The following is a 26,218-nucleotide window of genomic DNA, read 5'->3' as shown; positions in this document are numbered from 1 at the left end:
CCCGGGGCCGAACGGCCGGAGCCAAGTCAAGCACGACGGCGTCTGCCCGGAGCGATAGCGTGGCGCCATGAGCGCCACCGTGAAGCCCACCGCCCAAGTCGACGACCGCGCCACGCTGGGGTCCGGCACCACCGTGTGGGAGCTCGCCCAGGTGCGCGAGAACGCCACGCTCGGCGAGCAGTGCATCGTCGGCCGCGGCGCCTACATCGGCTCGGGCGTGCAGATCGGCGACCGGGTCAAGATCCAGAACCACGCGCTCGTCTACGAGCCCGCGCAGGTCGCCGACGGCGTCTTCATCGGCCCCGCCGCCGTGCTGACCAACGACGAGTTCCCGCGCGCGGTCGCCCCCGACGGCTCGCTCAAGTCCGGCGCCGACTGGACGCCCGTGGGCGTCACGATCGACGAGGGCGCCTCGATCGGCGCGCGTGCCGTCTGCGTCGCCCCGGTGCGGATCGGCGCCTGGGCGCTCGTGGCCGCGGGTGCCGTCGTGACGAAGGACGTGCCCCCGCACGCGCTCGTGGTCGGCGTGCCGGCGCGACGTATTGCGTGGGTCGGCCGCGCCGGGCGCCCGCTCGACGACCAGGGCGACGGCACCTTCACGTGCCCCGAGACCGGCGAGACCTACCGCGAGACCGACGGGCGGCTCGAGCTGGCCTGAAGGCCCACCCCGCTCAGCGGCTGAGGGCCTCCACGACGCGTTGGGCGGCGCGGCCGTCGCCGTAGGGCGTGGCGTCCGTGGGCTGCGGGTCGAGGCTGGCCAGGGCCCAGGCGATCGTGCGCGGGTCGGACGCCAGCACGTTCCAGCCCAGCTCCACCGTCTCGACCCACTCGGTCTCGGTGCGCACGGTGACGCACGGGACCCGCAGCAGGAAGGCCTCCTTCTGCAGGCCTCCCGAGTCGGTGATCACCGAGTGCGCGCCCGCCGCAGCGGCCACGAGGCGTCCGTACGGCAGCGGCTCGTGCACGCGCACCGAGCCCTGCTCGAGCACGATGCCGAAGTCGGCGCAGCGCTGCACGAGGCGCGGGTGCGCCAGCAGCACGACCGGTCGCTCCAGGCCCTGCAGGCCCTCGACGATCGCGCGCAGGCGCTCGGGGTCGTCGGTGTTCTCGGCCCGGTGGATCGTGGAGACGTGGTACTCCCCCGGCGTGACGCCGAGGTCGGGGATCTCGAGCTCGCCGGAGTCGATGCGGCGCTTGATGCCCGTCAGCACGTCGGTCATGACGTCGCCGACGAGCACGGAGCGCTCGGCGAGACCCTCGGTGGCGAGGTGCGCCATGGCCTGCTCGGTGGGCGCCAGCAGCAGGTCGGCGGCGTGGTCGGTCAGAACGCGGTTGTGCTCCTCGGGCATCGCGCGGTTGAACGACCGCAGCCCGGCCTCGAGGTGCGCGAGCGGGACCTGCAGCTTCGCGGCGCTGACCGCTCCGGCCAGCGTGGAGTTCGTGTCGCCGTAGACCAGGACCCAGTCGGGACGGTGCTCGAGGATGACGTCGTCCATCCGCGCGAGCATCGCGCCGGTCTGGGCGCCGTGGCCGGCCGAGCCGATCTCGAGGTTCACGTCGGGCTCGGCGATGTCGAGCTCGCGGAAGAACTCGCCCGACATCCGCTCGTCGTAGTGCTGGCCGGTGTGCACGATGACGTGCTCGACGCCGGCCGCGCGGAACGCGTGGTCGATGGGCGCCAGCTTCACGAACTGCGGGCGGGCCCCGACGATGCTGAGGACCTTCACGTCAGCCGCCGATGACGACGCGGCGGACACCGGTCCAGCGCTCGGGATCGGTGACGCGGCGGCCGTCGACGATGACCTCGACCCCCGGGAAGTCCGAGGCCGCGAGCTCGCGGTACTCCGCGTGGTCGGCCTGGACGACGATCGCGGCGACGGGCTCGCCGTCGTACGCGGGCAGCTTGAGCGCCTCGAGCTCCTCGGGCTTGTACATCGGGTCGCTGACGTGGACCTCGGCGCCGCGGGCGCGCAGCTCGTCGACCGTGCCGAAGACGCCGGAGAACGCCGTCTCCTTCACACCGCCGCGGTAGGAGGCGCCGAGCACCAGGACGCGCTTGCCGGTGAGGTCGCCCGCGGCGGCCGCCAGCAGGTCGACCGCGTAGGCGGGCATCGCGGCGTTGGCCTCGCGGGCCGAGCGCACGACGGTGGCGTCGGGGTCGTTCCACAGGTACAGCCGCGGATAGACCGGGATGCAGTGGCCGCCGACGGCGATGCCGGGCAGGTGGATGTGGCTGAACGGCTGACTGTTGCAGGCCTCGATGACCTTGAGCACGTCGATGCCGTGCTGGTCGGAGAAGCGGGCGAACTGGTTGGCCAGACCGATGTTGACGTCGCGGTACGTGGTCTCGGCGAGCTTCGCCAGCTCGGCGGCCTCGGCGGTGCCCATGTCCCAGACGCCGTTCGGGCGGGGCAGGTCCTGGCGCTCGTCGAAGTCGAGCACGGTCTCGTAGAACTCGACGGCCTTGGCCGTGGCGGCCTCGTCGAGTCCGCCGACCAGCTTGGGGTACTTGCGCAGGTCGGCGAAGACGCGACCTGTGAGCACGCGCTCGGGACTGAAGACGAGGTGGAAGTCCTGGCCGGCGGTCAGGCCCGAGCCCTCCTGCAGCATCGGCGCCCAGCGGGTGCGGGTGGTGCCGACCGGGAGGGTCGTCTCGTAGATGACGGTGGTGCCGGGCTTGAGGCCGCGCGCGATGTCCTGCGTGGCCGAGTCCATCCAGCCGAAGTCGGGCGTGCCGTCGGCGCCGACGAACAGCGGCACGACGATGACGACGAACTCCGACTGCGAGACGGCGTCGGCGGTGTCGGTGGTGGCGACGAGGTGGCCGGAGCCGACGACCTCGGCCAGCTTCTCGGCGAGGTGGGCCTCGCCGGGGAAGGGCTCGGTGCCGGCGTTCACCGTCTCGACGACGGTGGGGCTGACGTCGGCGCCGAACACCTTCTGGCCCTTCGAGGCGAACTGGACGGCCAGCGGGAGGCCGATCTTGCCCAGTCCGACGACGGTGATGTTCATGGGGTTCCTTCGAGGGTGGGGGTCGGGGCCGCGCCGTAGGCGGCGGCGAGGGTCTGCGGGTCCCGGGCCTTGACCGTGGCGTCGGCGCGGTGGCCGTACTCGGCGACCAGCAGCGGGCGCGCCTGGGCGGCCCACGGACGCTTCGGCTTCTTCTCGCCGGTGCGGTCCCACACGACGCGGACCGGGTGGTCGATCCGGGCGGCGGCCCGCACGGCGACGGACATCATCACGGGGCCCTCGGCGTGGATCACGTCGGGCGCGAGCTCGTCGAGGGCGGGACCGAGGTGCAGCTCGGGATCGAGCAGCGCGGGGTCGAGGCGTGCCCACGCGTGCTGACGCGATGTGGTGCGCCACAGGCGGCGGGCCGCGCGGTCGACGGGACGGCGACGGCCCTTGCGGATCTTGTAGGCCTCGCGGGTGGCCTCGGTGCGCTCGGCGACCCAGCGGCGCTCGGCGCGCGCCAGGAAGAGGCGAGCGCGCGGGACGAGGGGCACCTTGGTGTTGCCACTCTTCACGAAGGCGACGTCGCGCTGGAACATGGACTCGCTGACGCGCGCCTGCGCCGCGGCCTGGCGGACGCCGGCCTTCAGCAGGGTGCGGTAGCCCAGCGGCTTGGTCCAGCGCGGCGAGCGGGCGCCGTGACGGCCGGCGCCGAGCCACTTCGGCACGGGCACGGTGGAGACCGCGACGTCGTCGACGAGCAGCGGCCCGTCCTCGAGGGCGTCGCCCTTGGCCAGCACGTGCACCTCGAACCCGAGGTCGCGCAGGGCGGTGACGTGGGCGCCGAGGGGCTCGGCGGCGGTGTCGCGCAGGACGACGACGCGCAGGGCGCTCATGCGGTGGCTCCGATCACGGCGGGGTCGAAGCCGACCAGGTCGCGGTAGACCTCATGCATCGCGTCGGCCTGGTGCTCCCAGGTCCACGCGTCGAGCAGGCCGGGCTGGTCGTAGGCCGCGACGTAGCGCTCGCGGTCGGCCAGCACGGCACGGACGGCGCGGACGAAGTCGTCGACGTCGCCGACGCGGAAGACCTCGCCCTGGCCCGTGCGGCGGATCGTCTCGGCCATGAACCTCACGTCGCTGCCCACGATCGGCAGGCGGGCCTGCGAGTACTCGTAGAACTTCGTGGCGAGCGAGATCTCGTGGTTCATCATGTGGATCAGCGAGTGCACGCCCAGCGTGGCCGACGACAGGTACGGCACGATCTGCTCGACCGGCACGTAGGGCAGGATGTGCAGCCGCTCGGCGGCGCCCAGCTCGGCGGCACGCTCCTGGAGCCCGCGCACGACCGGCGAGTCGGGCTGGCCGACGACGAGCGCGACGTGCAGGTCGGGCAGGTGGCCGAGGGACTCGATGACCACGCCGACGCCGCGGTTGGGGTCGACGTAGCCGCTGTAGACGATGAGCGGGACCTCGTCGGCCAGGCCGCAGCGGGCGCGGACGCTGGGCGCCTCGGGCGGCGGGTCCTGGACGATCGGTGTGTTGAGCACGATCGTGGGGCGCTCGGGCAGGCCGTGGTGCTCCTGCAGCAGGTCGGCGATCGGGTCGCTGACGGTGAGCACGGCGTCGGCATACTGCGCGTGCTCGGCCTCGAGTTGCTGCAGCGACGGGATCCAGCGCGGGTGCGCGGTGGCGTGCTCGACGCCGGGCATGAACTCGTGCGCGTCCCACACCAGCTTCACGTCGCGGCCGGCGGCGCGGGCGCGGAACGTGGCGCGCGCGGCGACGAACAGCATGCGGAAGTCGTTGGCGTGGATGAGGTCGGGCCGCAGCCGGTCGATCGCCGGCGCGAACGCCTCGTCCCACGACTCGATGTTGGGGTCGAGGTGGTTCCAGGACTTCGTGCCGAGGACCTTCGTCCACGCGGCGGTGCTCAGGCGGTCGACCAGGCCGTGCATGCGGTGGCGCTTGCGGCGCACCTCGATCGTGCGCTCTCGACGGAAGCCGCGCCACGACGCGAGGGCCCGGTTGGCGGCGATGCGGGCCGACAGGACGACGCGCCCGGGGCCCGACGCGCTGCGGCGGCGGTCCTCCAGGACACGCGCCTGCGCCTCGCACCAGCCGAACAGCTGGTTGGCTCGCGCGCCCGTGCGGTACGCCAGCGGGTCGCGCCAGCGCGGCGACCGCGCGAGGTGCGCGCGCTCGATCCGCTCGGGGCGGTAGTCGACGAGCTCGACCGTGGCGTCGCCGACCTTCCACGGAGGGATGACGTCCTCGGTGCGGTTGATGCCCAGGAGCGTGACCTCCCAACCGCGCTCGGCCATGGAGCGCGCCTGCTTCTGCACCCGCGAGTCGCGACGCACGTCGTTGTCGACGAGCATCACGACCTTGTTCGGCTGGTCGCTCACGCCAGATCGACCCGCTGACCGCCTCCGTCCGCGGAGTCAATCATCGCCTGCGCGACCTCCACGGTGCGGCGGCCCTGCGCGAGGGTGACGATGTCGGTGTCCTGACCGAGGACGGCATCGCGGAACGTCTCGTGCTCCACGAGCAGCGGCTCGCGCTTGGGGATCGCGAAGCGCGTGACGTCGCCCTCGGCGACGCCGCGGAAGGCGCTCAGCGCGTCCCAGTCGAGCGCGACGGTGGCGTTGCGGTGGAACGTCAGGTCGGCGGTGAGGGTGTCGGCCACGTAGGCGCCGCGCTCGCCGGTGATGACGGTGCAGCGCTCCTTCATCGGGCTGAGCCAGTTCACCAGGTGGCTGACGATGATGTCGCCCGACAGCGTGCCGACGGCGGCGACCATGTCCTCGTGGGGGCGACCGCTCTTGGTGACGGTGCGCGCGCTGATGTCGAGGTAGGACTCGCCGGTGACGAACGACGCGATGTCGATGTCGTGCGTGGCGAGGTCCTTGACGACGCCCACGTCGGCGATGCGGTGCGGGAACGGGCCCTGGCGGCGCGTGACGACCTGGTAGATCTGGCCGAGCTCGCCCTCCTCCAGCTTGGCGCGCAGCGCCTGAAGCGAGGGGTTGTAGCGCTCGATGTGGCCGACGCCGCCGATCAGGCCGGCGTCGCCGAACGCCTTCTCGAGACGGGCGGCGCCCTCGACCGTGGAGGCCAGCGGCTTCTCGATCAGCGCGTGGACACCGGCGGACGCGAGCGCCAGGCCGACCTCCTCGTGCAGGCTCGTGGGGCACGCGACGACCGCGTAGTCGATGCCGAGCGCGATGAGCGACTCGACGTCGGGCACGACGTCGGCGCCGAACAGGCCGGCCTCGAGGGCGGGGTCGCTGATCGCGACGAAGTCGACGCCGTCGAGCTGGCCGAGGATCCGCGCGTGGTTGCGACCCATCGCGCCGGCACCGATGAGGCCGGCGCGCAGCGGGGCGCTCACGCGGTGGCTCCGGCCTCGTTGACGGCCGCGACGATGCGGTCGACGTCGGCGTCGCTCAGGCTCGGGTGCACCGGGATCGAGACGACCTCGGCGGCCGCCTTCTCGGTGGCGGGCAGGTCCCAGCGCGGGTCAGGGGCGCCGTCGACGAGGTACGGGCGCAGGCGGTGCACCGGCGTCGGGTAGTACACGGCGTTGCCGATGCCGGCGTCGGTGAGGCGCTTCTGGAAGCCGTCGCGGTCGTTCTCCACGCGCACCGTGTACTGGTGGTAGACGTGGCGTGCGCCCTCGGCGACCGGCGGCACGACGACCGAGGTGATCTCGGCGTCGAAGCGGGCGGCGATCGCGCGGCGTCGCTCGGTCCACTCGTGCAGGCGGGTGAGCTGCGTGCGGCCGATCGCGGCGGCGACGTCGGTGAGGCGCATGTTCACGCCGACGATCTCGTTGGCGTAGCGCTGCTCCATGCCCTGGTTGCGCAGCAGGCGGATCGTGCGCGCGACCTCGGCGTCGTTCGTGGTGACCATGCCGCCCTCGAGCGAGTGCATGTTCTTGGTCGGGTAGAAGCTGAACGCCGCGGCCGAGCCGAAGCCGCCGACCGGCTTGCCGTCGATCGCGGCGCCGTGGGCCTGGGCCGCGTCCTCGACGACCGCGAGGCCGTGGGTGGAGGCCAGCTCCATGATCGTGGTCATCGCGGCGGGGTGTCCGTACAGGTGCACCGGCATGATGCCGGCGGTCTTCGGGCCGATCGCGGCGCGGACGGCCTCGGGGTCGACGCAGAAGGAGTCGAGGTCGATGTCGACGAACACCGGCTCGGCGCCGACGAGCCTGATCGCGTTGCCGGAGGCGGCGAACGTGAACGACGGGACGATGACCTCGTCGCCCGGGCCGATGCCCAGCGCCATCAGGGCCAGCTGGAGCGCCGAGGTGCCGGAGTTGACGGCGACGGCGTGCTCGGAGCCGGCGACCTCGCTGAACTCCTCCTCGAAGGCCTTGACCTCGGGACCCTGCACGACCATGCCGCTGCGGAGCACGCGCACCGCGGCCTCGATGTCGACCTCGTCGATGATGGGCTTGGCGGGCGGGATGAAAGGCTGTTCAGACACGGGTAACACCCTACTTCGTATGTGGGGACGGGCCATGTTCCGGCACCGCCGTGGGGGCAGAGTTCTCGAACCAGCGCGCCAGCACCTCGGCCGAGCGGCGGCCGTCGTGGACGGCCTCCACGAAGGCCCGGCCGTCGCGGGCGGCGGCGCGGCCCGCCTCGCGGTCGGCGAGCAGCCCGAGGACGACGTCGCGCAGCGTCTCGGGGTCGGCCTGCAGGATCGGCACCTCGAGACCCGTCTCGGCGCGGACGTGCGCGCGCACGCCGGGCGACACGTGGCTGACCACGGTGCGGCCCGCGGCGAGGGCCTCGCACGCCGCGACGCCGTAGTCGGCGGCGCCGAACTGGTCGACGACGATGTCGGCGGTGCCGAACACCTGCGGCATCTCCTCGATCGGCACGCCCTGGACGCGGCGGTACTCGATGAGGCCCTGCGCGTCGAGGTCGGCGAGCACGGGGTCGATGTGGTGCGACCCCTTCTGCTTGCTGCTCGGGGCGTGCGCCACCACGGGGCGCTCGCGCTCGAGGACGGGCTCGTCGCTGTGCCAGCGGTCGACGTCGACCACGAGCGGCAGCCACGTGCCGTTCGGGACGAACTCGAGCAGACCGGGGGTGGAGAGGAAGACCGGTCCGGGGTCGCTCGTGTAGACCTCGACGTTGCGCCGCGAGGAGTGCTCCAGCTGTCGCACCCAGGCCGCGTCCATGCCGTCGTACTGGGCCCAGCGCTCGTTCGCCGCGTGCACCGACGGGATGCGGGCGTCGCTGCCGTGCGAGAGCAGCGCGACGCGCAGGCCGGCGTCGCGCAGCTCGGCGACGACGTGCTCGAGCGGCATGACGGACTCGCCCAGCACCGGCAGGCCGGCCTCGACGATCACGTGCGTGTAGGTGGCGAGGACGTGCTCGCGCCAGGCGCGGCGCCAGCCGAGGTCGCCCTGGAAGCGGCGACGGTCGACCGTGAGGTCGGCCGGGTACGGGTGCAGGAGGCGGCGGTCCTTGAAGTTCTGCGCGGCGGCGCCCGGGACGTGCGCGTCGACGGCGCGGGCCCAGGCGTGCGCCTGTCCGGCGTAGTTCGCGGGGGCGATCAGGAGCCGGGCGGGGCCGTCGGCGATCGGTGGCATCGTGGCGTCGGCGGCGTCGGGTCCGGCGGGTGGCGTGGGTGCGGGCACGTCGACGCGCTCGGCCTCGAGCGCCTCGCGGACCCGCGCGGCACGGTTGACGAACACGGTGCCCTCGACGCGGCGGCCGAGCTCCCACACGCTGCGGCAGGCGGCGTCGTCCATCGCGACGACGACGTCGGCCCACTGCGCCAGCTCGACGGGCCGGTCGTCCTCACGGCACCACGTGGCGAGGCGCTCGCGCAGCTTCGGGGCGGGCGCGGGCTCGGGGGCCGGAGGCGGCGTGGGACGCGAGCCGGTGACCCGGCTCCACACCCGCGCGCCGAGGCCGCGCGGCGCGGGCTCGACCTTCGGCGGCTTCGGCAGCGGCGGCATCACCGCGAACTCGGCGTCGAAGGCGGGCTTGGGGCGCTTGGCCGCGAGGACGCGCACCTCGACGTCGCCGCCGAGGTCGAGCTTCTCCAGCAGGTTGTCCAGCCACGTCTCGGGGTAGCGGGCGCGGGCCGTGACGGCGAGGACGCGGGTCATCGACGGTCCTCCTTCGCGTCGAGGTCCTCGAGGGCCGCCGGCCAGGCCGAGACGCGCCACGTGGGCACGACCGTGGCGGGGTCGAGCGCCAGCGCCGTGCGGATCGCGTCGGTGATGGCCTGCGGGGTCAGGTCGGCGGCGCGGACCACTTGGCTGGCCTCCTCGAACGGGTGGCCCGGGCCCGGCTGCTGCGCCGTGCACCAGACCACAGGGACGCCCGCGGCGAGGTGGTCGGCGGTGCGGCCCGCTGGCAGGTCGCCGCGTGAGACGACGACCACGAGGTCGAGTCCGCGGTGCACCTCGGGCAGGTCGTCCACCGACGGCGAGGCCTCCGCGACGACGCCGGCCGGGGCGGCCTGCGCGAGCACCGAGGGGGCGACGCCGGCGGCTGGAGGGCGGCCGAACACCGCGAGGATGGCCTCGGTCAGGACCGGGTGGACGGCGCGGGCGGCGATCCAGCCCTCGACGACCTCGACGAACGCGCTCCAGGCGTCGGGCTCGACGAAGCAGCCCACACGCAGCGGCCAGTGCTCGCGGCGGGCCGGGAGCGCCGCGCCGGGCTCGGGCTCGGTGCCGAAGCCGTCGGGCACGATGAGCGCGCGCTCGGCGGCCGTGGGGTCGACGTCGCGCAGGCGTGCCCGGGTGCCCTCGTCGGGGCACCACACGGTGGCGCGGGAAAGGGCGTCGCGAACACGCTGGCCACCGATCTCGAAGTCGCCGCCGGTCGTGCGGGCGAGGTCGACCACGAGGTCCGCGCCGTGACGCGCGCTGACGTCGGCGGCGACGGCGACGGTGACCATCGGGGCCGCGACGGCCACGACGAGGTCGACGCCCTCGGTGTCCGCGACTCGCAGCGCCTCCTCGCGCAGGCGGTCGTGCACGTGGCCGAAGCCCGGCTCGTCGAACTGGGCGGCGGCGCGGGCCAGCCACTCGTCGCGCCAGCCGGCCGGGTCGAGGGCTCGCTCGTACGACCAGCGGTCGATCCGCTGGAGCTCGTCGGGGTGGTCGTCCGCGATGCGGATGATGCGGACGTCGTCGGGGATCCGGCGCGCGAGTGCGGGGTCGAGGCCGTCGTCGCGCACGGCGGCGGGGCTGTCGACCGTGATCACGGTGACGAGGCAGCCGGCGTCGGAGAGCGCCGCGACCAGATCGGCGGTGCGACGGGAGAGGGAGGAGTCGATCGGAGGGACACTCCACCCGAGGACGACGGCGCGCGAGACGGCCGCGCCTCCCCCTACAGATCGCACGACGCCCACCCTAACGGCCGGGTGCACGCCGCCCGCGACGGCCGCGCAGCCACCGCGTCGCGTTGTTACGTTCTTCGGGTGACGACTGCGACTACACCGACGGCCACCGAGTCCACGGTGTGGATCTCCTGGCTGCGCGCGATCGCCATCGTCGGCGTCGTCACGATCCACTCGGTGGCGCCCAACGCCGCCGCCGAGGACGCCCGCTCCACGACCGTGGGGACCCTGGCCATCTGGCTCGACATCGGCGCCGTGTGCGCGGTGCCGCTGTTCGTGATGCTCAGCGGCTCGGTGCTGCTCGACCCCCGCCGGTACGGCAGCCACTCGGTCTTCCTGCGCAAGCGCGCGGCCCGGCTCGTCCCGGCCCTGGTCTTCTGGCACCTCTGGTACTGGGCGCTGGTGAGTCGCCAGGACGGCACGGTGCTGCCGTGGCGCGACGCGCTGCTCCAGACGGTCACCGGCGAGCTCTACACGGCGCTGTACTTCTTCTGGATCATCATCGGGCTCGCCCTGATCACGCCGCTCGTGATCGGCTTCGTCTCCACCTCGAGCCGCCGCGCCGTGCTCGTCGCCGGTGCCGCGCTCGCCACGATCCCCGCGCTCTCGCTCGCCACGATCCAGCCGCGCGAGGCGTCGGTGGTCCTCGTCGAGACGGCCTGGACCTGGTGGTTCGGCTACCTCGGGGTCTACCTCCTGGGCTGGGGCCTGCGCGGGCTGCGGCTCCGCGGGCTCGCGCTCGCGGCGGTCTCGGCCGTGACCCTCGCGCTCGGCGCCCTCGGGTGCTGGCAGTGGCGCAACCCCGAGGCACCTCAGTGGCTCCAGACGATCAGCCCGGTCAGCTACTACGGCGCGGGCACGATCCTCTACACGATCGGCGTGTTCCTGGTGGCGCAGGCGCTCATCCAGCCCGACGGGCTGCTGCGCGTGCTGGCCCGCGGCATCGGCGCCCGTCTCGGCACCACGCTCGGGGCGGCCACGCTCGGCGTCTTCGGCCTCCACCTGACGTTCGTGTGGCTGCTGCCCGAGCTGGGCATCGGCGGCGACCTCCCCGCCGCCGAGGCCGTGGGTCCCCTGCTCGGTCGCCTCGCGATCACCCTCGTCGCCAGCTTCGCCATCGTGCTGGTGCTGCGGCGGGTTCCCGTGGTCCGCTCCGTCCTGTGATCGCGGCGTCCGTCCGCCGCTCGTCGCCGTGGGTTCACCGTGACGCAGCATGGTGCCGATAACGTGAGGCGGGACCTCGACGCACGCGACGACCGGGAGAGGGTGGAGCGAGACCGATGGACGTGAGCACGATCCGCGACCTCGTCGACCCCTTCCCCGACGTCCATGCCGCGTCCACGCGCGTCTTCCTCGGCCCGGCGAACTCCGCCGGTCAGGCGGGTCAGTGGGCCAAGGCGCTCGGCCGGCTGGCTGATGACACGTGGGCGATCAGCTACCGCTACTGCGTCACGCCACACCTCGCGCCGGCGCACCTGCGGGTGGACTCGAACCTCGCCCGCTACTCGATCGACTGGAACCCGCGCCTGCGCGACTTCGTCGTCGAGAGCTTCACGCACGTGCTGATCGAGTCGAACCACGCGCTGTGGAGCGGGCCCGACCTCGACTTCGACAACCGCGCGGTCGTCGAGGAGCTGAAGGCCGCGGGCGTGTCCGTGGCGATGGTCGCGCACGGCTCCGACGTCAAGATCCCGAGCGTCTACCGGCACCTGCACCCCGACACCCAGTACGAGCAGCTCGACCCCGACCTCGTCGACACCCTCGAGACGATCGCGCGCCGCAACGTCGAGGACTTCGCCGCGTTCGACGGGCCCACCTTCGTTACGAGCCCCGTCCTCATCCCGTTCGTGCCCGGCTCGCGCTGGCTGCCCCTCACGCTCGACGTGGAGCGGTGGACGTGCGACCGTCCCGTGCTCGGGCGCGACCGGCCCGTCGTCGTCCACAGCCCGAGCTCGGCGCAGAAGAACAGCGTGTGGATCGACCCCGTCCTGCAGGAGCTGCACGACGAGGGCGTCCTCGAGTACCGGCGCCTCCAGGGCATCCCTCACGACCAGATGCCCGACGTGATCCGCGACGCCGACATCGTCGTCGAGCAGCTCGGCGCCGGCGGCTACGGCGTGGCCGCGTGCGAGGCGATGGCGGCCGGGCGGGTCGTGGTGGGCACCGTCGACCCCACGATCCGGCGTCACATCAAGGCGGTGACCGGCCACGACGTGCCCATCGTGCGCGCCACCCGCGAGACGATCGCCGAGGTCGTGCGCGAGCTCGTCGCCGACCCCGAGCGCTCGCGCCGGCTGGGCGCCGAGGGCGTGGAGTACGTCAACGCCATCCACGACGGGCGGTACGCCGCCGACGTCCTGCGCACCTGGATCGACCCGGAGGGCGAGCCCCTCAGCGACGTGCGTCCCGCCGAGACCCCGCCCGAGCCGGACTGCACCGTGATCGTGGCGGTCCACAACACCGCCACCTACCTGCCCGAGGCGCTGGCCAGCCTCGAGCGACAGACGATCGGACTCGACGCGCTCCAGCTCGTGCTGGTCGACGACGGCTCCACGGACGACAGTGGCCGGATCCTCGACGAGTTCGCCGCGCGCCACGGCGACAGCGTCGTCGTGATCCACCAGCCGCCGTCCGGGACCCCGGCCGTGCCGTTCAACCGCGGCCTCGAGCGGGCCACCGGGCGCTACGTGTTCTTCCTGGGCTCCGACGACGTGCTCGACGACGACGCCCTCGAGCTCCTCGTGGGCCACGCCGACGGGTGGGAGTCCGACGTCGTCTTCGGCCGGATGGAGCCGATCGGCGAGCGCGCCGTGCCGATCCTCATCTACCGCGCCGGGCGCGTGCGCGACATGGACCTCTACGCGTCGCGGCTGCCCTACAACCTCTCGAACACGAAGCTGTTCCGGCGCGAGCTCGTCGAGCGGCTGGGCCTGCGGTACCGCGAGGACATGCGCCAGCGCTGCGACCAGCCCTTCACGCTCACCGCCATGGTGAACGCGCGCCGGATCTCGATGATCGGCGACGGGGCGACCTACCACGCGCGCGAGCGGCACGACCGGTCCAACGTCACGTACACCGCCGACGCGGTCGAGAAGTACGCCTCGACCGAGATCGTCATGGAGACGATCGCCGACTGCATCCCGCCCGGCCCGCAGCGCGACCACGTGATGAAGCGCCAGTTCGACAACACGATCCGCGGCGACCTGCGCGACTCGCTCGCCCTGCGCGACGACGTCGAGCGGGCGTTCGTGTTCGACCGGATCGAGGACCTCGCGCAGCGCTACCTGACCGACAACCTGTTCCGCCGGATGCACGTGATCCACCGCGCGATCATCGCGGCGGCGCTGCGGCGCGACGTCGAGACGACGCTCGCGCTGCTGCAGGCGGACGAGGACAAGGGGCGCGGCGTCGACCTCCACGTCGTCGAGGGGCGCGCGCACTTCGCCTACCCCGGCTTCGACCCGGCCGACGCGGACTCGCGGCCGGCCTACGAGATCACGTACGAGAAGCCGGTGAAGCGCATCGCGTCCCTGTTCGGGCGTGCGAAGGCCCAACTCGACGGCACGTCGGTCGTCATCACCGGACGGTCGCGCGTGCGGGGCACCCCGACGTACGCGGGTCGCCTGGTGCGAGACTCCAGCGCGCCCAGCGAGGCGACGCACGCGAAGCGACCTCCCCAGCGCGGGCGCGAGATCGACGCGCACCTCGACACCGAGGCAGGGACGTACCGGCTCACGATCGACGCCGGCACCCTGGCCGAGCGCGTCTACCGCCCGAGCATCGCACTGCAGGTCGGCGACCTCTGGTACGACGTCCCGCTGCGGTTCGAGGGCGAGCACCCGCTGCGTGCCGGGCTGCTGCGCAAGCGCACGATCGGCGTCGCCCGCGCGGACGCGGCCGGGCACCTCGTGCTCGACGTGGAGTGACTCAGGGCGCCAGGCGGTCGCGCGTCCAGGCGTCGCCGTCGCGCGTGAAGCGGATGCGGTCGTGCAGGCGGTTCTCGCGCCCGTGCCAGAACTCGAGGACCTCCGGGGCGATCCGGTAGCCGCCCCAGCCCTCGGGCCGGTGGTCGGCGGCTCCCCCGCGCTCGGCCTCGTGCCAGCGCCGGTCCAGCTCGTCGCGCCCCTCGACGACGTGCGACTGCGGCGACGCGGCGGCGCTGATCCGCGCGCCCTCGGGTCGGGCGGCGAAGTACGCGTCGGACTCGTGCGCCTCGAGCCGGGTCACGGCGCCCTCGATCCGCAGCTGGCGGTGCAGCGGGTGCCACAGCAGCACGGCCGCGGCCCGCGGGTTCTCGGCCAGCTCGCGGCCCTTGCGCGAGTCGTAGTTCGTGAAGAACACCGCGCCCGACGCGTCGAAGCCCTTGAGCAGCACGATCCGCACCGAAGGCTCGCCCGCCGCCGTGGCGGTGGCCAGGGCCATCGCGTTCGGCTCGTGCACGCCCGCGGCCACGGCCTCGGAGATCCACGTCTGCGCCAGCGCGACCGGGTCGTCGCCCGCCGTGCCCTCGTCCAGCCCCACCCGCGCGTACTCGGTTCGCATCCGCGCCAGCTCGTCGCTCATGCGCCCACCGTAGCCAGCGACCGCGTCCTCCTCAGCGCCACTTCACGAGGTTTCCTGTCACTTCACGAGGGTTGCGAACCTCGTGAAGTGACAGTTTCCCCGGTTAACCGGGGAAACTGTCAGCGCTACGCCGACCAACCGGCGGGGCGGGAAACGGACCGTGCCGCACGGCGTGAGACGCGCGCAGGGCACTATTGAGTCATGACTCAAGTGCACCACGGACTGGAAGGCGTCGTAGCGTTCGAGAGCGAGATCGCCGAACCCGACAAGGAAGGCTCCGCGCTCCGGTACCGCGGGGTCGACATCGATGACCTCGTCGGCCGCGTGCCGTTCGAGAAGATCTGGGGCCTGCTGGTCGACGGCACCTACGACCCGGGCCTGCCCCCGGCCGAGCCGTACCCCATCCCCGTGCACTCGGGCGACATCCGCGCCGACGTCCAGAGCGCGATCGCGCAGATGGCTCCCGTGTGGGGCCTGCGCCAGCTCTACGACATCGAGACCCCCGAAGAGGTCCGCGACGACCTCGCCCGCACCGCCGTCATGGTGCTCTCCTACGTCGCCCAGGCCGCCCGCGGCCTCGGCAAGCCGATGGTCCCCCAGAGCGAGATCGACAAGTGCGACACGATCGTCGAGCGGATGCTGACCCGCTGGCGCGGTGAGGTCAACCCCGACCACGCCAAGGCGATCGACGCCTACCTGGTCTCCGCCGCCGAGCACGGCATGAACGCGTCCACCTTCACCGCGCGCGTGATCTCCTCCACCGGCGCCGACGTGGCCGCCGCGCTGTCCGGCGCGGTCGGCGCGATGTCGGGCCCGCTGCACGGCGGCGCCCCGTCGCGCGTGCTGGGCATGATCGAGCAGGTCGAGAAGACCGGCGACGCCGAGGCGTACGTCAAGAACCTCCTCGACTCCGGCGAGCGCCTCATGGGCTTCGGCCACCGCGTCTACCGCGCCGAGGACCCCCGCGCCCGCACGCTGCGCCGCACCGCCAAGGAGCTCGCCGCGCCCCGCGCCGAGGTCGCCGAGGCCCTCGAGCAGGCCGCCCTCAAGGAGCTGCGCGAGCGTCGTCCCGACCGCGTCCTGGAGACGAACGTCGAGTTCTGGGCCGCGATCGTGCTGGACTTCGCCGAGATCCCGGCGAACATGTTCACCGCGATGTTCACCTCCGCCCGCACCGCCGGCTGGAGCGCCCACATCCTCGAGCAGTACAAGACCGGCCGCCTGATCCGCCCCTCGGCGATCTACACCGGTCCGGCCGAGCGCCGCGCCGACGAGGTCGACGGCTGGAACCCGGCCTGGGGCGAGTCCAAGGCCTGAGCCTCGCACGATCCCGCACGGGGTGTCGCCACGGTCGTGGCGACACCCCGTCGCCATTTCCCCTCCCCTTGCAGCCGTTTGGGGCGGTTGGTGTGCTTCACTCCTGTCCGTGACGAGGATGCGCGCGGTGACGTTCGCGCTCGGTGCGCTCCTGTCCGCGGGGTACGCGCCCACCGTCGAGCGCACGACGCGCCACGGGACCGCCGGCATCCGCGACGACCTCTTCGCGATCACCACCGGACTCGACCCCGACCGGGTCCTCACGGTGGGCCCGCACCCGGGCTGGGAGCCGCGGCCCGACCTCGAGCTTGACGCGCAGCTGCCCGCGCCGTGGCCCGAGTCCTTCCTGACGACGTACCACCAGCACTTCGCGCCGTGGCCGTTCCAGGTCAACGCCTCGCTGCTCGCCTCCCACGTCCGTCGGCACCCCGAGAGCCGCGACCTCGTGCGGCCGATCGCGGACGCCCTGTACGACCGCCTGCTGGAGCACACCGAGCCGGTCGGTGAGGCACGCTTCGTCGTCTACCGGTTCGGCCGTCGGTACGAGGGCGTGCGGGTCAGGGCGCCGTGGACGTCCGGCCTCGGCAACGGTGCCGCGATCTCCGGCCTCGTCGCGCTCGACCACGCCTTCGGCGACCCTCGCTACCTAGCCACGGCACGTGAGCTGGCCGCCGCGTACCGGATCCCCGGACCGTCGACGGAGCACCTGTGGTTCAGTCTCGTGGCCGACCAGGGCTACCTCTGGTTCGAGGAGCAGCCGCTCGACGATCCGGTCCAGCCGATGATCCTCAACGGGCACGTCACCGCGCTGACCGGGCTGTACTACCTGTGGGACCGTGGCGGCCGCGACCCCGAGGTACTGGAGCTGCTGTCGGCCGGACTGACCGCCGCCGCGCACTACGGGCCCCGGTTCCGGGTGCCCGGGGCGGCGAACCGCTACCAGCTGCGCGAGCCCGGGCACCCGGACTACGGACCCGCCCGGACGGTGAGGCAGCAGCAGGTCATGTACGCGATGACGGGCGATCCCCGGTTCCTCGAGCTGCGCGACCAGTTCGCCACCGACATGGGCATCGATCCCGAGGGCTTTGCGACACCGCTCGCCTGAGATTCGCTCGCGCAGATCGTTGCCATATTGGGCCCAACACAGTAGACTTCGAACATCGGTTCGGAGGGGTTCGGGGGGATCTGGTGGACGTCGTCGGTGGGCTCAGGTCGGGGCAGCGGTTCCTGGCCGACGCGCGCTCGCGCGACCTGTCCGCTCTGTCTCCCGAGCAGCTCGCTGCTGAGGTGGCGGCGGTGCAGGCCATGCGTCGCGAGGCTGACGCACTCCATCTCGCGCTGGTGGCCGCTGCCGATCGGACTGACGCCCACCGCGCGACGGATGCCGCGAGCCTGACGGCCCTCGTCGCCACGGAGTCCGGCGTCACGCGGCGCGAGGCCGCGCGGGAGATTCGCCTGGCGAACCGGATCGAGGCCGCCCCGCGGGTGCGCGAGGCGCTGGCCGAGCCGGGCATGTCCACCACCAAGGCCGCGATCGTCACCGACGCGCTCGACACCCTCCCGACGGGCCTGACGGTCGAGCAGCGTGACCTCGTCGAGGCGGACATGGTCGCGGCGGCGCGGGTGATGACAGCCGACCAGCTGCGTCGCAAGGCGCGCCGCGCGATCGAAGTGGTCGACGTCGAACGGGCCGACCGGATCGAGAACGACCAGCTCACCCGCGACGAGTCCGCCCAACGTCAGCAGCGCGAGTTCTGGATCGGCCGCCCGGACGAGGCCACCGGGCTCGTCCCGTTCGGCGGCAAGACCGACGCCCTGACGGCCGACATGCTGCGCGCCGTGGTCGAGTCCAAGACCAGCCCCCGTGCGAGTGCGCCCGAGGATGCCCGGCTCAAGCCGCAGGAGAAGGCCGGCGACGCGTTCGCCGAGATCGTCCGCCACCTGCCCCGCGACGGCTACGGCAACCACGGCGGCGTCGCCGCCACCCTGGTCGTCACCGTCGACGAGCAGACCCTGCGCGACCAGACCGACCGCGCGGGCATCACCGAGCACGGCACCCCCGTCTCCGCCGGACAACTCCGTCAGCTCGCCTGCAACGCCGGCATCCTCCCCGTCGTGATGAACGGCAACAGCCAGGTCCTCGACGAGGGCCGCGCCAAGCGCCACCACACCGCCGCCCAACGCATCGCCCTCGCCCAACGCGACCAAGGGTGCGCGTTCCCCGACTGCGACCGACCACCCGGATGGACCGAAGCACACCACGTCATCCCGTGGAGCCACGGCGGACCCACCGACCTCACATCAGGGGTCCTGCTCTGCAGTCACCACCACCACCGCGTCCACGACGCCCACATCGCCATCCGCTTCGGAGACGACGGCCTGCCCGAGTTCCGCCTCCGCGACCAATGGCGCCGCAACCACCGCTACCGACCGCTGGCGGCCTGACCTCAGTCGGGGATCGCGCCGCGCTCGGACTCGCTGAAGACCTCGTCGATGACGCGGTCCGCGGCGTGCCCGTCCTCCAGGCCGCCGAAGCGCTCGCGGAACGCCGCCAGGCGGTCGGCGTAGCGCGTCTCCAGCTCGGGCAGGCTCGCCACGGCGTCGATGACCTCGTCGCTCGTGCGCAGCACCGGGCCGGGCGCGATCTCCTCGAGATCGACGTAGAAGCCGCGCAGGTCGTCGCGGTAGTGCTCGAGGTCGTACACGTAGGAGATGATCGGCCGGCCGCGCTGGGCGTAGTCGAACATGATCGACGAGTAGTCCGTGATCAGGGCGTCGGCCACCAGCAGCAGGTCCTGCGTGTCCGGGTACTTCGAGACGTTGACGATGCTCGCGTCGAGGTCCTTCGGCCAGGCGAACTTCACCAGCGGGTGCAGGCGCACCAGCAGCGTGACGTTCTTGCCCAGCCGCTCCGCGAAGCGACCCAGGTCGAGCGCCATGTCGTGCGCCCACGCGCCCTTCGCGCCCGCGGCGCGACCGTCGTCGCGGAACGTCGGCGCGTAGAGCACCACCGTGCGGTCCTCGGCCAGACCCAGCCGCAGTCGCGTCTCCCGCGCCCGTTGCGCGCCCTTCACGGTGTGGAACACGTCGTTGCCCGGGTAGCCCGACTCGATGATCGGCCCGGTGAAGCCGAAGGCGCTGCGGAACGCCTCGGTCGCGTAGGGGCTCGGCGAGACGAGGCTGGACCAGCGGTCCACCAGCTCCTGCGCCTTCGCGTGATAGTCGTCGGCCCGGCCGTACATGACCGGCACGTCGTTCTGCATCCGCTTGAGCGGGGTGCCGTGCCACGTCTGCAGGTAGTGGGTGCCACGCGGCCGCTGGCAGAGGTCGTGCACGTTCTGGTTGAACACCCAGTACTTCGCCCGCGAGAGGGTCCAGAAGTAGCGCGGCGTCAGCCGGAACACCTTGTGCGTGCCCGGCGGCACCCGCAGCGTGGAGTTGTTGACGTACCAGAGGTCGAGCGACGTGCCGCGCTCGTGCAACCGCTCGAACAGGGCGCGCGGGCTGCCGCCGTAGGCGTTGCCGCGGTCGCTCTCGAACACCGCGATGTCGCGCCGCGGCAGCAGGCTGCCGAACCGGAACATCAGCGACATCGCGCGGTAGTAGTGAGGCCCGGCGCGGAAGCGCTTGAAGGCGTCGCGCACCCAGCGCTGGTTGCGCAGCCGCAGCAGCCGCGTGGACAGGCCGTCGGCCGTGCGGACCATCTCGTAGTTGCGCTCGCCGTAGCCCGAGGTCGGCAGCTCGAGGTACTTCGCCGCCCGGCGGGCGTACAGGTCGTCCATCGCGAACCCGGACTCGGCGGACGTCGCCACCTCGGCCGCGAGGTCGGCGGCACGGTGCGCGATCGGGCCGGGCAGCTCGGTGGCGGCGTCCACGAAGGGCGTGCGGGCGCCGGTCAGCACGGCGTCGTCGAAGCGGAAGAAGAACACCGGACGGCGCAGGAACGCGGCGTCCCACGCCACGCTCGAGTAGTCGGTGACGAGCGCGGCGCTCGTGCGGATGAGCTCCTGCACGTCGGCGTCGCGCGGCGCGATCGAGATGCCCTCGAGCGGCAGGTCGTCCACCAGCGCCCGCAGGTTCGGGTGCATCACCATGAGGATCTCGACGCCCTGCTGCTGCAGACCCTGGATCCGCGGATCGTTCAGGAACTCCAGCCAGTTGGCCAGGTAGGTGCTGGTCAGCACGCTCTCGCGGCTGGTCAGCCAGTCGCGCCACGTGGGCATCACCAGCAGGCGGCGCTGCACCTGCGGCTCGCCCTCGAAGAGCGAGTCGTAGCGGGCGAAGCCGGTGACGGCGACCTGCGACGGGAAGAAGTCGAGGTCCTCGATGAAGATCTGGCGCTCGGCCGCGGAGTTCACCACGACGCGGTCCGGCGGCATCTCCTGCATGTGCAGGCGGCCGTAGTTGAGGCGCACGTTCTTCATGCCGGTGACGCCGTGCTGGAGGAACACGCGCAGGCCGCGTGCGTGGCGGGCCAGCCGCGGCGAGCGCGAGGCGTGCAGGTACTCGGCGTGGTGGCTGCCCACGAAGCGCGAGGCCAGCGCGGTGTACCGGATGTGCTCGCGCGAGCGGGCGGTGACGACCTGGCCGAACGGCTCCACCTTGTCGCGGTCGGGCGAGTCCGCGTCGATCACGTAGTACGCGCGGCGCTCGGGGTGGTTCCGGCGGATCCAGCGGAAGAGCGCGAAGCCGTTGTCCTGCGCCTTGTAGGGCACCTCACCGACGAGCCAGATGCCCGAGAACGGTCGCAGCGGCGTCATCAGCCACGCCCACCGCGAGACCCGGCGCAGGTAGCGGTGGTTGTCGACGGTGAACCGCTCCGACCAGAAGGCGAGGCGCTTGGCGCGGAAGGTCAGGTAGGGCACCCACTGGTCGACGTGGCCGCCGCCGGTGGTGGGCACCGGCAGGTCGCGCAGCCGGAAGTGGCGGAAGCTCTTCTCCGCGAACGGCACGCGCACCGGCAGGTCGAAGCCGCTCAGGTCCATGATCAGGTGCGGGTCGATGATGCCCTCGCGCTCGTCGTCGGAGACGGCGTCGGGCATGAGGTCGAAGCTGATCGCGTACTCGTACAGGCCGTGCGTCGCGGTGGCGTCGCGCTCCACGATCTGCACGGGGATCTCCTGCGTGCTGCCGGAGAAGCGCCACTGCAGCGACAGCCGGATGTCGCTGGCGGGTCGCGAGAAGGTCTTGAGCAGCAGCTCGGTGGCGATGCCCCTCGGGCCGACGTCGAGGCGCGTGCCCTCCACCTCGAAGCGGCGGATCGGCTCGGCGGCGTACCGCACCGAGACGTTGCCCTGGTCGGTGACGTGCGTCCAGGCGTGCACCTGCTCGCCGAACGGCGAGGCGGCGCCCTCGAGCTCGATGCGGTCGAGCGCGGCGGCCGTGTCGGTGTGGTCGAAGCGGCCCAGGCGGAGCTCGGAGCGCTTCGTGCCGCTGCCCTCAACCTCGACGAAGAGGTCGAAGCGGCCGGCGGCGCGACCGCCGAGCTCCCACAGCTGCACGGGGTCGAGCGTGAACGCGAAGCGCGCGGAGGCCGGCTGCTCGAGCCGCACCGCCACCTGGTCGAGGCGGCTGGCGGGCCGCACCACGAGGGCGACGACGCGCACCGGGTCGCGGAACTCGCCCGCGTAGTGGATCAGTCCGGCGTCGTGCCGGATCGCGAGACGCGCGTGGGGGCGGGCCGCCGGACCGCGACCGAGGGCTCGGCGCAGGCGGTCCTTCGCGCGCTCGGGGACCATCGCCACGACGCGGCGACGCACTCGACCCACGTCAGGCATGCTCTCCTCGGTTCCCGTCGACATCACGGCGGGTCGACGCCCACCGGGTACGCAGGTGTCGATTCTAGTGGTGCGGACCCGACGGCTGCCCGTCACCCGCCGGACGGCGGATTGGGCGCGACGAGGTCCGGCCTCGTATCGTGGTGCGGTGCCCGCCAGCCCTCCTCGCGACCGTTTCCGGGCCGAGATCACGGCCCTGCGCGCCGTCGCCGTGATGCTCGTCGTCCTCTTCCACCTGTGGCCGGGGCGTCTGCCCGGCGGCTACATCGGCGTCGACGTCTTCTTCGTCATCTCCGGATTCCTCATCACGGGACACCTGCTGCGCGAGACGGCCGACACCGGCCGGGTCGACCTGGCGAGGTTCTGGGCCCGTCGGGCCCGCCGCCTGCTGCCCGCCGCGTACCTGGTGCTGGCCGTGTCCGCGATCGCCGTGTGGCTGTGGATGCCGCTGGTCTCGTGGGGCCAGAACTTCAAGGAGATCGTCGCGTCGGCGCTGTACGTGCAGAACTGGGCGCTCGCGGCCGACTCGGTGGACTACCTCGCCGCCGAGAACGACCCCACCGCGGTGCAGCACTACTGGACGCTCTCGATCGAGGAGCAGTTCTACCTCGTGTGGCCGCTGCTGGTGCTGCTCGCCACCGTGCTGGCCGTGCGGATGGGCCGCTCGCGCAGGCTCATGGTGGCGATCGTGCTCGGTGCCGCCACCGCCGCGAGCCTGGCGTACTCGCTCTGGATCACCCAGGCGAACCCGCCGGCGGCGTACTTCGTCACCCCGGCCCGCGCCTGGCAGTTCGGTGCCGGCGCGCTCCTGGCCCTCTGGATGGGCAGCGCCACGGTGCGCCGCGGCACCCCCACGGCGCTGCTGTCGTGGGCGGGCTTCCTGACCCTCGCCTGGTGCGGTTTCGTCTACGACGAGTCCACGCCGTTCCCCGGCACCGCGGCGATCGTGCCCGTGGTCGCGACGCTGGTGGTCATCTGGGCCGGCGAGCCGCGCGGCCTCCTCTCCCCCGCGCCGCTGATGCGCTGGCGTCCCACGCACACGCTGGGCGAGATCTCGTACTCGATGTACCTGTGGCACTGGCCGCCGATCGTCATCCTGCCGTTCGTCCTCGGCGCCGAGCTGGGCTTCTGGGAGCGCGTCGGGATCCTCGTGTTCACGATCGTGGTCTCGTGGGCGACGAAGCGCTGGGTCGAGGACCCGGTGCGGTTCACGCACCGGTTCGGCCTGCGCCGCCCGGCCACCACCGGCCTCGCCACCCTGGTCGGCGCGGCGCTGCTGGTGGGCGGCTCGATGGTGGGCGTCCAGTCGGCCGCCTCCGCCCAGGAGCGCGCAGCCAAGGTCGCCGCGCAGCTCGAGGAGGACGCGCCGCCGTGCTTCGGTGCCGCTTCTCGCGATCCCGAGAACCCGTGCCACAACCCCGACCTCGACGACCAGCTGATCCCGACGCCCGAGGCCGTGGTCACCGACTACGCGAAGGACTACCCCGGCTGCTTCGCCGGCGTCCACGACACCGAGCTGAACGACTGCACGTTCGGCGACCTCTCCGACCGCTCGCTGCCGCACGTGACGCTGCTGGGCGACTCGCACGCGCGCTCGTTCCTGCCGGCGCTGGTCCGGATGGCCGACCAGAAGCTCATCACGCTGTCGGCGCAGCTCAAGTCCAGCTGCTCGTGGACGCGCGACGAGATCCGCCACGACGACCCGCTGCGCGTCAGCAGCTGCCAGGAGTGGAAGCAGAACCTCCAGGAGTGGCTGCTCGACCGCACCGACTCCACCGACCTGATCCTGACCACCGGCTACGCCCAGATGCTCACCGGCTCGGACGACGAGCGGGTCGAGAGCATGGAGGCCGCCTGGCAGCCGGTCGTCGACCGCGGCGTGCGCGTCGTCGCGATCCGCGACAACCCGCGCCTGCCGCGCGCGCCGCAGAAGTGCCTGTCGCAGCTCGACGAGATCACGCCCAACGCCTGCGCGTTCACCCGCGAGGAGGCGCTGTCGAAGTTCGACGCGTTCGCCGCCACGGGACGCCGGGTGGACGGCGCGCAGACGCTCGACCTGAGCGACCTCTACTGCGACGACGAGACCTGCCCGGCGATCATCGGCGGCGTGAACGTCTACCGCGACATCACCCACCTGAGCGTCACGTACGTGCGCACGATGACGCCCTACGTGTACCGGCGCCTGGTGGACATGAACGCCCTGCCGCGACCCTCCTGAGGGTCGAACGGGCGGAGAAAGAACGATGCCGCGGCGCCGTATCACCCCCCCGAGGTGATGCGGCGACGCGGCGGTCGCATGAGGAGACATTAACCCATGCGCTAGTCCTTTGGAACTAGTTCCATGGTTCTTTCCGGCGTGTTGTCACTGAGAGTTGAACCCTGAGGGACTCAGCCGAGGGCGACGAGCTCGGTCACGTCGTCCTGCGGCAGCTCGTCCACGACGGCCGTCACCGTCAGCCGGTTCAGGTTCACCGCGGCGTGGTGCTGCGACAGGAACGCCGTCTCCGAGGCGTCCATCCCCGTGGCGATCCGGACCATCGTCTCGCGGGGAGCCAGCGCTGTCGCGTCGACGACGTGCCACTCCCCGTCGATGTACGCCTCGGCGACCGCGTGGAAGTCCATCGGCTGCAGGCCCGGGGCGTAGACCGAGACCAGCCGGGCGGGCACGTCGTGGGCGCGCAGGAGGGCGATCACGAGGTGCGCGTAGTCGCGGCACACGCCCTGGCGCTTGAGCATGGTCTGGACGGCGCCGTCGGTCGGCCGGCTGCTGCCCGGCACGTAGGACAGATGGGTGCCGACCCACGACGTGACCGCGTCGAGCAGGTCCTTGCCGGCGAGACCCGTGAACTCGGCCTTGGCGATCGCGAAGAGCGAGTCCGAGGGCGCGTAGCGGCTGGGCCGGCGGTACTCGATGATGTCGAGCTCCTCCGTGGCGATCGGGCCCGCGTGACCCGTGACGACGGCCTCGTAGTCGATCGTGATGGGCCCGGCGGGAGCGTCGACGCGATGCAGCCGGGTCTCGTGGCGCCCCGCGATCTCGCGGGCCTCGAGCGCGGTCCCGTCCTGGACCACCCGCAGCGTCTCGCGCTCGGTGGCGATGTTGGCGGCGACGGCGATCGAGAGGACGAGGTCGGCGCGGTCGAAGGCGTGCAGTTCGAGGTGGGCGGTGACGGTGCGCTTCACCGCACCATGCTGGCACGCACCTCCGCGTACCGCGATCCGGCGGTCAGGAGTCGAAGGCGGCGAGGATCTCGTCGGCGGCGGCCGCCGGCGAGAGGCGCCCCGCGAGGACCTCGTCGCGCACCTGCTGGCGGACCTGCGCGACGGACTCGTCGGTGGCGAGCCGCTGCTCGATCTCGTCGCGGACGAGCGTCCACGTGAAGTCGAGCTGCTGCTGCGCGCGCTTCTCCTCGACGCCGCGGTGGCCCATGAACTCGCGGTGACGCAGGACCCGGCTCCACACGGTGTCGATGCCGGTGCCCTCGAGCGCCGAGCAGGTCAGCACGGGCGGCACCCAGTCCTGCGTGCCGGCGTAGACCAGGCGCAGGGCGCCGGCCAGCTCGCGGGCGGTGGACTCGGCCTCGCGGGCGCGCTCGCCGTCGGCCTTGTTGACCGTGATGACGTCGGCGATCTCGAGGATGCCCTTCTTGATGCCCTGCAGCTGATCGCCGGTGCGGGCCAGCGTGAGGAACAGGAACGTGTCGACCATGCCGGCGACGGTGATCTCGGACTGGCCGACGCCGACGGTCTCGACCAGCACCACGTCGTACCCGGCGGCCTCGAGGATCGTCAGGGCCTGGCTGGTGGCGCGCGCGACGCCGCCGAGGCTGCCCGCGCTGGGCGAGGGCCGGATGTAGGCGTTCGGGTCGGTGGACAGGCGGACCATGCGGGTCTTGTCGCCCAGCACCGAGCCGCGCGTGCGCACGCTGGAGGGGTCGACGGCGAGGACGCCGACCCGGTGGCCGCGCTCGGTGAGGTGCACGCCGAGGGCCTCGATGAACGTGGACTTGCCGACGCCGGGGACGCCGGAGATGCCGACGCGGACCGCTCCCCCGACCTTCGAGTCGGGCGCCGAGGACAGGCCGGCGAGCAGCTCGCGGGCGGCAGCGCGGTGGTCGGTGCGGCGTGACTCGACGAGGGTGATCGCTCGCGAGACCGCTGCCCGCCGGCCGGCGCGGACCCCCTCGGCCACCTGCTCCACGTCGATCACGCCAGTGAGTCTAGGGCGTG

General features: G+C 72.5%; 19 protein-coding genes. 7 read left to right on the top strand and 12 right to left on the bottom strand.

Annotation, left to right across the window (positions count from 1 at the left end):
• Nucleotides 1-67 precede the first annotated feature (67 nt).
• Entirely contained in the window at nucleotides 68-658 is a 591-nt protein-coding gene (locus ACGWYL_RS08325) for an acyltransferase (protein WP_395486924.1), read from the top strand.
• Between the two features lie 13 nt (nucleotides 659-671).
• Here the strand turns inward: ACGWYL_RS08325 and wecB are convergent, their stop codons facing one another.
• Genes wecB through ACGWYL_RS08285 form a run of 8 tightly spaced genes read right to left on the bottom strand, consistent with a single transcriptional unit; the run spans nucleotide 672 to nucleotide 10,334 of the window.
• On the bottom strand, nucleotides 672-1,727 hold the full coding sequence (gene wecB / locus ACGWYL_RS08320; RefSeq protein WP_179426413.1) for a non-hydrolyzing UDP-N-acetylglucosamine 2-epimerase: 1,056 nt from the start codon (nucleotides 1,725-1,727) through the stop codon (nucleotides 672-674).
• Nucleotide 1,728: 1 nt separating this feature from the next.
• Nucleotides 1,729-3,012: a nucleotide sugar dehydrogenase gene (locus ACGWYL_RS08315; RefSeq protein WP_269305275.1), complete on the bottom strand. Its 1,284-nt coding sequence runs from the start codon at nucleotides 3,010-3,012 to the stop codon at nucleotides 1,729-1,731.
• Nucleotides 3,009-3,848 carry a hypothetical protein gene (locus tag ACGWYL_RS08310; protein WP_395486922.1) on the bottom strand — a complete coding sequence of 280 codons (840 nt, stop codon included), beginning with the start codon at nucleotides 3,846-3,848 and terminating at the stop codon, nucleotides 3,009-3,011. Before ACGWYL_RS08310 ends, ACGWYL_RS08315 begins: the two co-directional genes overlap by 4 nt.
• A complete protein-coding gene (locus ACGWYL_RS08305) occupies nucleotides 3,845-5,359 on the bottom strand; it encodes a glycosyltransferase family 4 protein (RefSeq protein ID WP_395486921.1) in 1,515 nt (504 codons plus the stop codon). Before ACGWYL_RS08305 ends, ACGWYL_RS08310 begins: the two co-directional genes overlap by 4 nt.
• The gene (locus tag ACGWYL_RS08300) at nucleotides 5,356-6,345 is read right to left on the bottom strand and encodes a Gfo/Idh/MocA family protein (RefSeq protein WP_395486920.1); all 990 of its coding nucleotides are present in this window, start codon (nucleotides 6,343-6,345) and stop codon (nucleotides 5,356-5,358) included. Before ACGWYL_RS08300 ends, ACGWYL_RS08305 begins: the two co-directional genes overlap by 4 nt.
• A complete protein-coding gene (locus tag ACGWYL_RS08295; RefSeq protein WP_395486919.1) occupies nucleotides 6,342-7,445 on the bottom strand; it encodes a DegT/DnrJ/EryC1/StrS family aminotransferase in 1,104 nt (367 codons plus the stop codon). Before ACGWYL_RS08295 ends, ACGWYL_RS08300 begins: the two co-directional genes overlap by 4 nt.
• Nucleotides 7,446-7,455: 10 nt before the next feature.
• A complete protein-coding gene (locus ACGWYL_RS08290) occupies nucleotides 7,456-9,087 on the bottom strand; it encodes a glycosyltransferase (RefSeq protein ID WP_395486918.1) in 1,632 nt (543 codons plus the stop codon).
• On the bottom strand, nucleotides 9,084-10,334 hold the full coding sequence (locus tag ACGWYL_RS08285) for a hypothetical protein (protein WP_395486917.1): 1,251 nt from the start codon (nucleotides 10,332-10,334) through the stop codon (nucleotides 9,084-9,086). Before ACGWYL_RS08285 ends, ACGWYL_RS08290 begins: the two co-directional genes overlap by 4 nt.
• A gap of 78 nt (nucleotides 10,335-10,412) precedes the next feature.
• On the opposite strand from ACGWYL_RS08285, the gene ACGWYL_RS08280 reads away from it, so the two are divergent.
• Nucleotides 10,413-11,495 carry an acyltransferase gene (locus tag ACGWYL_RS08280; RefSeq protein WP_269305264.1) on the top strand — a complete coding sequence of 361 codons (1,083 nt, stop codon included), beginning with the start codon at nucleotides 10,413-10,415 and terminating at the stop codon, nucleotides 11,493-11,495.
• A gap of 122 nt (nucleotides 11,496-11,617) precedes the next feature.
• A complete protein-coding gene (locus ACGWYL_RS08275) occupies nucleotides 11,618-14,257 on the top strand; it encodes a glycosyltransferase (RefSeq protein ID WP_395486916.1) in 2,640 nt (879 codons plus the stop codon).
• A 1-nt stretch (nucleotide 14,258) separates the two neighbouring features.
• On the opposite strand, the gene pdxH is transcribed toward ACGWYL_RS08275, so the two are convergent.
• The gene (pdxH, locus tag ACGWYL_RS08270) at nucleotides 14,259-14,894 is read right to left on the bottom strand and encodes a pyridoxamine 5'-phosphate oxidase (protein ID WP_395486915.1); all 636 of its coding nucleotides are present in this window, start codon (nucleotides 14,892-14,894) and stop codon (nucleotides 14,259-14,261) included.
• Nucleotides 14,895-15,095: 201 nt separating this feature from the next.
• On the opposite strand from pdxH, the gene ACGWYL_RS08265 reads away from it, so the two are divergent.
• The 3 genes from ACGWYL_RS08265 (at nucleotide 15,096) to ACGWYL_RS08255 (ending at nucleotide 18,656) form a co-directional block, all read left to right on the top strand.
• Nucleotides 15,096-16,211, top strand: coding sequence for a citrate synthase 2 (locus tag ACGWYL_RS08265; RefSeq protein ID WP_179426439.1), 1,116 nt, complete (start codon nucleotides 15,096-15,098; stop codon nucleotides 16,209-16,211).
• A gap of 118 nt (nucleotides 16,212-16,329) precedes the next feature.
• The gene (locus ACGWYL_RS08260; RefSeq protein ID WP_395487241.1) at nucleotides 16,330-17,316 is read left to right on the top strand and encodes a D-glucuronyl C5-epimerase family protein; all 987 of its coding nucleotides are present in this window, start codon (nucleotides 16,330-16,332) and stop codon (nucleotides 17,314-17,316) included.
• Nucleotides 17,317-17,399: 83 nt separating this feature from the next.
• Complete coding sequence (locus ACGWYL_RS08255) at nucleotides 17,400-18,656, top strand: DUF222 domain-containing protein (RefSeq protein WP_395486914.1); 1,257 nt, start codon at nucleotides 17,400-17,402, stop codon at nucleotides 18,654-18,656.
• Between the two features lie 2 nt (nucleotides 18,657-18,658).
• Here ACGWYL_RS08255 and ACGWYL_RS08250 read toward each other — a convergent pair whose 3' ends face one another.
• Complete coding sequence (locus ACGWYL_RS08250; RefSeq protein ID WP_395486913.1) at nucleotides 18,659-21,988, bottom strand: CDP-glycerol glycerophosphotransferase family protein; 3,330 nt, start codon at nucleotides 21,986-21,988, stop codon at nucleotides 18,659-18,661.
• Between the two features lie 148 nt (nucleotides 21,989-22,136).
• On the opposite strand from ACGWYL_RS08250, the gene ACGWYL_RS08245 reads away from it, so the two are divergent.
• Nucleotides 22,137-24,206, top strand: a complete 2,070-nt coding sequence (locus ACGWYL_RS08245; RefSeq protein WP_395486912.1) for an acyltransferase family protein — start codon at nucleotides 22,137-22,139, stop codon at nucleotides 24,204-24,206.
• A gap of 170 nt (nucleotides 24,207-24,376) precedes the next feature.
• On the opposite strand, the gene ACGWYL_RS08240 is transcribed toward ACGWYL_RS08245, so the two are convergent.
• Nucleotides 24,377-25,171 (bottom strand): transglutaminase family protein, encoded by a 795-nt coding sequence (locus ACGWYL_RS08240; RefSeq protein WP_179426449.1) that lies wholly within the window; start codon nucleotides 25,169-25,171, stop codon nucleotides 24,377-24,379.
• Nucleotides 25,172-25,214: 43 nt separating this feature from the next.
• Nucleotides 25,215-26,198, bottom strand: coding sequence for a methylmalonyl Co-A mutase-associated GTPase MeaB (gene meaB / locus ACGWYL_RS08235; protein ID WP_179426451.1), 984 nt, complete (start codon nucleotides 26,196-26,198; stop codon nucleotides 25,215-25,217).
• Nucleotides 26,199-26,218: the final 20 nt, after the last annotated feature.

The organism is Aeromicrobium sp. JJY06 (assembly GCF_044069275.1).
In the GTDB taxonomy this organism is placed as follows: Bacteria; Actinomycetota; Actinomycetes; order Propionibacteriales; family Nocardioidaceae; genus Aeromicrobium; species Aeromicrobium tamlense.
Note: the sequence above shows the minus strand (reverse complement) of the source record. Positions and strands in the feature narration are given on the sequence as shown.